The sequence below is a fragment of the uncultured Romboutsia sp. genome, from assembly GCF_958366745.1.
GTDB lineage: Bacteria > Bacillota > Clostridia > Peptostreptococcales > Peptostreptococcaceae > Romboutsia > Romboutsia timonensis.
The window spans coordinates 1-7,478 of the sequence record NZ_CATXCO010000115.1; the positions used below are offsets into that span (position 1 = coordinate 1).

The window sequence follows — 7,478 nt, forward strand, 5'->3', positions numbered from 1 at the left end:
CATATATAGTAGTTATATTATATCTTTTTAGATTTAAAATTTTTAATTTAGGTAAAATTATAAATATATTATTTTACTAAAATTTTATTAATTCTTATTTAACCTATTTAATATATCTTCAATTTTAGAATTAATAATATCCACATCAATATTTTCTATCTTTTCATTATTTATTTTATAGCTATATTTCAAAGAAAGTATTCTATAAACACTTTCATTTATTCTATCAATAGATATAATTCCTTTATCTACTGCATCTTTTATATTATTTATAACATCTACCTCAGTTTCATACCCATGACATATTAAAAGTAGATCTGCTCCTGCATTTATAGATTTTATACAAGCTTCACTTATATCAAAATCATTAGTTATAGCTACCATAGTCATATCATCTGTAACTATAAGTCCATCAAATTTTAAATCTTTTCTTAGTATATCTGTAATAATTGTTTTTGACATACTGGCAGGATTTATATCATCAATTTCTGGAAGTAATATATGGCTTACCATAATGGATGGAACATTTTCCTTTATTGCATTTTTAAATGGTACAAACTCTACTTCTTTTAATTCATCTAAAGTTTTATTAATAATAGGAAGTTTATAATGCGAGTCAATATCAGTATCTCCGTGTCCTGGAAAATGCTTAGCTACTGAAATAATATTACTACTTTTAAATCCATTTATTTCACTAACTCCAAGATTTGCTACAATATTTTTATTACTTGAAAATGATCTATCACCTATTACCTTATTATTAGGATTACTATTTATATCTAAAACTGGAGCAAAGTCCATGTTAAATCCAAAACTTTTTAGTGAATATCCTATAGTTTTTCCTATATCATAAGTTAACTTTTTATCATTTATATTACCTATTACTTCATTAGAAGGTAGTTTTTTTATTTCTTTTGGTAGTCGGCTTACACGACCACCCTCTTCATCTATAGATATAAAAAGAGGTATTTTATTTTTAGAATTAATGTCTTTTATATTATTTATAAGTTGTAGTAATTGATTAGAGTCATTTATATTATCTTTAAACAATATAATTCCTCCGACCTTTTTATCTACTATTAACTCTTTAGTTTTATCATTTATAGTATATCCATCAATTCCAACAGTTATTATCTGTCCTATTTTTTCATCTAGTGTCATATTTTCTATTTCTTTTTGTATTACATCTATATTATTATTTTGTTTATTTAAATTAATACTTTCTATTGTATTTTTATTATTACATCCATTTAATGATAAAGTCATGGTTAATAAACATATACCTAGTACAATTTTCTTCATAGTATCCCCTTAATATAGTCTATTTATATACTTAATACTTCTAACCCTAATATATCTATTGCCTCTTGTTCAGTTGTTATAGTAAGCTTTGCATCATCTACCATGCTTTCTCCTACATATTTTTTCTCTACAAAGTTTGCTCCATTTTTTATTTTTATAAAATAAGGCCTTTTTATATTGTTCTTAGTAACTATACTATATGATAATATATCTTTTTCTTTATCATATTTCCAAACTTGAAGAGATTTTGATATATCATAGTGTGTTTCAAACTCTGATATTATATATACCTTTTCTACTTCTCCATTTATTAATTTTATCATTTCATCTTTACATTTCCCCATAATATCCCTCCTGTATATTATTTATTATAGCAGACCTGACTTTTCAATAAATTACATTTATAATTTTGTATCTATTTGGTCAAAATATTTTCAAATACATTATGAAAAGGTGACTACCATGGATAAAAAACAAAAATGTGAATCTAACAATCAATGGGCTGGTGCTAATATATCTTTAACTAGCCAAACAAATGTAAAAGAAAAGGATGAAAATAACAATCAATGGACTTCTACATTAAAGAAATCTAGAGAAATGTATGCTACTAATTGCCATCTAGAAAAGCATAATAATAAAAATTAAATATTTTATAAAAGAGCGTCTTAAAATATTTATTAAGACGCTCTTTTTATTGTAATACTATATTTGATTTTCATGTTCCCTATTTAATATTTTTATTTTATCCACAATGCTAGATATAATTTTTATAGTTATAGGAGTTATTATCATAAACACTGCTAATATAATAGTTTGTACAAAATTAAGTTTATATATCATAAACCTATCTCCAAATAATATTACTATTGAGAAAAATAATACTGTCATAAATGTAAATAGTATTTTCCTTTGATTGTTAAATGGAATACTTACTCTATACAAAATAACTAAACCTGTAAATCCAGTTAATATAGCAGATATACTTGATACTTGACTATGAGGTATATTTATTTTGTATGATATAAATGCAACACATAATATATTTATTACTATAGTTAACGCACCTGACAGTGATCTTTTTATTATATTTCTTAAAAATCCCTTTTTTATTTTATTGTTATTAGATTCAAGTGCAAAGAAAAATGAAGGTATTCCAATAGTCAATGCACTTATAAGGGTTAATTGTATTGGAACAAATGGATAAGGCTTCATTATAATAAGAAATAAAATAGAAAGTAAAAATGAATATATTGTCTTAACTAAAAATAATGATGCACTTTTTTCTATATTATTAATGACCCTACGTCCTTCCTTTACAACATTAGGCATAGATTTAAAATTTGAGTCTGTAAGGACAAGTTGAGCTGTTCTACGAGCTGCATCACTACCTGATGCCATTGCTATGCTACAATCACTATCTTTAAGAGCTAAAACATCATTTACTCCATCACCTGTCATAGCTACTGTATGGCCTTTATCTTTAAGTGATTTTATAATTTCTCTTTTTTGTTCTGGCTTTACCCTTCCAAATATAGTGTACTTATCTACTGCTCTATTTATATCTTCTTTAGTGTTAAGTGTTGATGCATCTATATATTTATCTGCATTTTTAATACCTGCTGTTTTTGATATTTCTGATACTGTAACAGGATTATCTCCAGATATTACTTTTATTTCAACTCCTTGATTTTCAAAGAATTCAAATGTCTTTTCTACATTATCACGTATTTTATCTTCTATTATAATAAGTGCTATTTTTTCTATATCCTTATCTAATTTGTCATTGGTTAAATCCTTATTATACTTAGATAATAAAAGTACTCTGTATCCTTTTGATGAATATTTTTCTACTTTATCTTTTATACTTATATACTCTTCATTTAGTACAAATTCAGGAGCACCTATTACAAAGCTTCCTTCTTCTTTAAAAGAAACACCACTCCATTTTCTTTCAGATGAAAAAGGTACTTTATTTTTGTATTCCCAATTTGGATTTTCTTTAAAATGTCTTCTCAGTGAATTAAAAGTTGAATTTTCATCATCTAGTGTATGAGTTATTGCCCCTACTATATTATTTATACTTTCATTATTATATTTTTCATCTAATATTATAACTTCTCGTACATCCATTTTTCCCTCTGTTATTGTTCCAGTTTTATCAAGGCATATCATGTCAACACGAGCTAGAGTCTCTATACAATGAAGCTCTTGAACTAATATTTTTCGTTTTCCTAATCTTATAACAGATACTGCTAAAGATATACTTGTAAGTAAATAAAGTCCCTCTGGAATCATACCTATAACTGCCGCAACTGTACTTACTATAGATTTTTTTAATCCATAATCTAATAAATACATTTGTTTTAAAAACAGTATTAATCCTATTGGAACTATAACTATTGCTATATATTTAATTATTTTATCAAGAGATTTCATAATCTCAGAGTTTACTTTTTTTCTCTTTTTTACTTCCTTAGTTATTCTAGATGCATAGCTATTTTCCCCTACCTTATCTGCTTTTGCATAACAAGTCCCTGATACTATAAAACTTCCAGATAACAATGTATCTCCTTCTACTTTTAAGATTTCATCGACTTCTCCAGTTAATAAAGATTCATTTACTTCTACATTTCCCTGTAAAACTATAGAGTCTACACTTATTTCATCTCCACTTGAAAACTTTATAATATCATCTAATACTATATCTTCAGTATTTACTTCTACCTCTTTAGATTCTCTTATTACCTTTGCCTTAGAGGCTGATACTAAAGATAATTTATCTATAGTTTTTTTAGCTCTAATCTCTTGTATTATGCCTATAACAGTATTTGATATTACTATTCCCATAAATAGTGCATTTTCATAGGATTTTACAAGTATTATAAGTGTCGCAAGTACAAGATTTAATAAGTTAAAAAAGGTAAATACATTATCTATTACTATATCTTTAGTTGTTTTTGAAACACCATCTACAGCTTTATTGTAATTTCCTTCTTTTATACGTTTATCTACTTCTTCTTTTGATAATCCTTGAAGGATATCTTGATTTTGTATATTATTTATATTTTCATTAAGCTTCATATATACCCCTTCTAACCTTTTATTATAATATTTAGTATTTACATTTTTTAATAAATAATTATATAAAAGTGCATCTTCAAAATAAATTATGTATATTCTAATTTTACTTTTCTTAGTTAAAAATTTTTTAATCATATACTTTAATATAAAGTTTTTATTTATAAATTATCAAAATATTTTTTACATATTAAATCTACTTTAGTATATATATGGCAAAATAAGTAAGGAGTATATAACGCTTATTATATACTCCTTATTTATTTTCTAATTCATAATTATTTAATAATAACTTAACTCATAAATCAAAAATCTTTCTTGATTATCTTTTTTATATAAATCATCTAATCTAACTTCTTCAATTTGCATAAATGGTGTGCAATTTTCTAAGTAATATATATAATCATCTGATGGATAGTAAAGTATTATATCTATCTTTCTCGGATTATTTTCAAATGATATTAATATATTTTCTACAACTTTCATAAATATATGAACAGAAAATGGATTAAAGAAATAAAATTTATTATCTTTATCACTTATTTCATATTCTTGGGCTAAAGTGCATAAAAAATTAATTTTATCTTCTTCTCTTTTATTATTTTTTAAATACTCTTTTTTATTTTCCATACATTGATTGTAAAAATTTTCATCCATTTCTATTCCTAAAACATTGCAGTTATAATTGTAATTTAAATAGAAATTAAGTCGTCCTTTTCCACATCCAAAATCAATTACAGAGTCTTTTTCATTTATATAGTAACTTTCAAATAATTTATCTAATGCAAAATAAGGAGTTGGTTCATATGGATGATAACATTTCTTAGTTTCATCCCAACTTTGATCTCCTGTGGTTTTTATATTAAGCAACTCTTCATAGTATTTTTCTTTCATATTCTTCCTTCCTATTTAATTTTATTATGTATATCCTATTTAAGCTTATTACAATATTATTTTTTGTCAACTCATGAACAAAATATTTTAATAATATTTTATAATTTACTTATTTTGTATTGAAATTTAGACATCCTATAGCTACGATTATATTAACTGCTGATTGTAAAAGAAAGCTTAAGGGGGAAATAAATATGAAATTTAATTTTGATAAAATTATAGATAGAACTAACAATTTTTCAGCTAAATGGTCTGAAATGAATAAAAATTTTGGTACTAATGATTTACTTCCTATGTGGGTAGCTGATATGGATTTTTTAACAGCACCTTGTGTAATGGAAGCTTTAAAAGATAGACTTGAACAAGGGATATTTGGATATACAACTAGACCATCTTCTTATAATGAGTCTATAGTAAATTGGCTTGACAATAGATTTAGTTGGAAAATAAATCAAGAATGGTTAATGTTTAGCCCTGCAGTTATAACTAGCATTAGTTTATTAATACAAAATTTAACTCAAAAAAATGATAAAATAATGATTCAAGAACCAGTTTATAGTCCATTTCATAATATCGTTGAGTCTAATGAAAGAAGTTTAGTTATAAGCCCTTTAGTAAAATTAGATGACGGAAGCTATGTTATGGATTATGAAGATATAGAATCTAAAATAAAAGATGTTAAAATCTTTATACTTTGTAATCCTCACAATCCAGTTGGTAGAGTTTGGACTCGTGAAGAACTAACTAGATTAGGAGAAATATGTTTAAAACATAATGTATTAGTTATATCTGATGAAATACATAGTGATATAATATTAAAAAATCATAAACATACTCCATTTGCTTCTATTTCTAAGGAGTTTAGCGAAAATACTATAACTTGTATGGCTCCAACTAAAACTTTTAATTTAGCTGGGCTTCAAAGTTCATTTTTAGTAATTTCTAATCCTTATTATTATGAAGTTATGGATAAGGCTTTTTCAATATTAGATATAAAAAGAAATAACGCATTTAGTTTAGTAGCAACAGAAGCTGCTTATAACTACGGTGAAGATTGGTTATATGAGTTGATTAAATACATAGAAGATAATGTTGATTTTGCTATTGATTATATAAAAAATCATATTCCTCAATTAAAAGTAAAAAAGCCTGAAGGAACTTATTTGTTATGGGTTGACTTTAGCAACCTTAATGTAGATAAAGAAGATTTAAAAAATGCTTTAATAAATAAAGGTAGAATTGCCTTAAACGATGGATCTTCTTTTGGGATAGGAGGAGATGGCTATTATAGAATAAATTTAGCTTGTCCTAGATCTATGGTCTTAGAAGGCCTTAAAAGAATTGAATTTGCTATAAAATCCCTATAAATAAAAAGGTGAACTATTTAAAATAGTTCACCTTTTTGTTTAACATCCACATCCTTTGTTTGAGTTACACCCACATTGATTATGGTGATTACATCCACATTCATCATAACAATCATAGTCTTCGTCTTCATCTTCATCATATCCAAAATCATCTAAGTTGCATCCAACATCATCTTTATAGCAATCTCTGTAACACTTAGCTGCTTCTTGTAAACAACATTGTGCTTCCTCCATTAAATCCTGAGCTGAGTTTGCAGACTCCTCATAGCATTCCCAAAGTTCATTAGCTTTTTTACATTCCTCTATAGCTTGTCGTTTTAAAGCTTCAGCTCTTTTTTCTGCTTCCTGTGCCTCTTGAGCTATTTTATTTGCCCTATTCATAGCACACTCTGCTTGTTGACATTTTTGGTTAGCCATTTCTTTGAACTTATTACATTCTGATATGCAACTATTGAATTGAGAACTAAATATTAAATTTTTATTGTTACATTCATTTTGATTACAAGAGTTATTAAATTTGTTATTTTTTTTAATATTTTTCTGTCTCATTAAATAACCACCTTTTAAATTGAATATTTTAGAGGATTTCACTGGTTCCTATTAACATATTATTCATTCATTCAAAAACTGTGATATAGTTACTATGTATTTGTTATTTTTATTAGTATTTATAAAAATTCGCTTCGTTTGAGCGACGTGTCGGCGAAACATTTCATTTCGCCAACGATATATCCTTGCTCCTACTACGGATACATCCGTTGCTTGAGCCACTGCGTGGGCGAAGCATTTCAAAATGTCATTTTTTGCATTTACAAAGTTTTTCATATTACTTATATT

General features: G+C 25.7%; 8 protein-coding genes. 2 read left to right on the forward strand and 6 right to left on the reverse strand.

Annotated features, from left to right (window positions below; all coding sequences use genetic code 11):
• Nucleotides 1–87: 87 nt before the first annotated feature.
• Both nagZ and Q5F54_RS08460 read right to left on the reverse strand, forming a co-directional pair.
• Nucleotides 88–1,302, reverse strand: coding sequence for a beta-N-acetylhexosaminidase (gene nagZ / locus Q5F54_RS08455; RefSeq protein ID WP_288525986.1), 1,215 nt, complete (start codon nt 1,300–1,302; stop codon nt 88–90).
• Nucleotides 1,303–1,325: 23 nt separating this feature from the next.
• Nucleotides 1,326–1,646 carry a hypothetical protein gene (locus Q5F54_RS08460; protein ID WP_281537364.1) on the reverse strand — a complete coding sequence of 107 codons (321 nt, stop codon included), beginning with the start codon at nt 1,644–1,646 and terminating at the stop codon, nt 1,326–1,328.
• A gap of 118 nt (nt 1,647–1,764) precedes the next feature.
• Here Q5F54_RS08460 and Q5F54_RS08465 point away from each other — a divergent pair, with 118 nt between their 5' ends.
• Entirely contained in the window at nt 1,765–1,947 is a 183-nt protein-coding gene (locus Q5F54_RS08465) for a hypothetical protein (RefSeq protein ID WP_281537363.1), read from the forward strand.
• Nucleotides 1,948–2,004: 57 nt separating this feature from the next.
• Here the strand turns inward: Q5F54_RS08465 and Q5F54_RS08470 are convergent, their stop codons facing one another.
• On the reverse strand, nt 2,005–4,383 hold the full coding sequence (locus Q5F54_RS08470; RefSeq protein WP_281537362.1) for a cation-translocating P-type ATPase: 2,379 nt from the start codon (nt 4,381–4,383) through the stop codon (nt 2,005–2,007).
• A gap of 279 nt (nt 4,384–4,662) precedes the next feature.
• Nucleotides 4,663–5,274, reverse strand: a complete 612-nt coding sequence (locus tag Q5F54_RS08475) for a methyltransferase (protein WP_281537361.1) — start codon at nt 5,272–5,274, stop codon at nt 4,663–4,665.
• Between the two features lie 194 nt (nt 5,275–5,468).
• Here Q5F54_RS08475 and Q5F54_RS08480 point away from each other — a divergent pair, with 194 nt between their 5' ends.
• A complete protein-coding gene (locus Q5F54_RS08480; RefSeq protein ID WP_302334235.1) occupies nt 5,469–6,641 on the forward strand; it encodes a MalY/PatB family protein in 1,173 nt (390 codons plus the stop codon).
• 39 nt (nt 6,642–6,680) lie between these two features.
• Here Q5F54_RS08480 and Q5F54_RS08485 read toward each other — a convergent pair whose 3' ends face one another.
• Together Q5F54_RS08485 and Q5F54_RS08490 are read right to left on the reverse strand one after the other, a co-directional pair.
• Nucleotides 6,681–7,190 carry a hypothetical protein gene (locus Q5F54_RS08485; RefSeq protein WP_071119968.1) on the reverse strand — a complete coding sequence of 170 codons (510 nt, stop codon included), beginning with the start codon at nt 7,188–7,190 and terminating at the stop codon, nt 6,681–6,683.
• Nucleotides 7,191–7,253: 63 nt separating this feature from the next.
• The coding region (locus Q5F54_RS08490) for a hypothetical protein (protein WP_302334236.1) at nt 7,254–7,478 on the reverse strand (225 nt) is incomplete at its 5' end.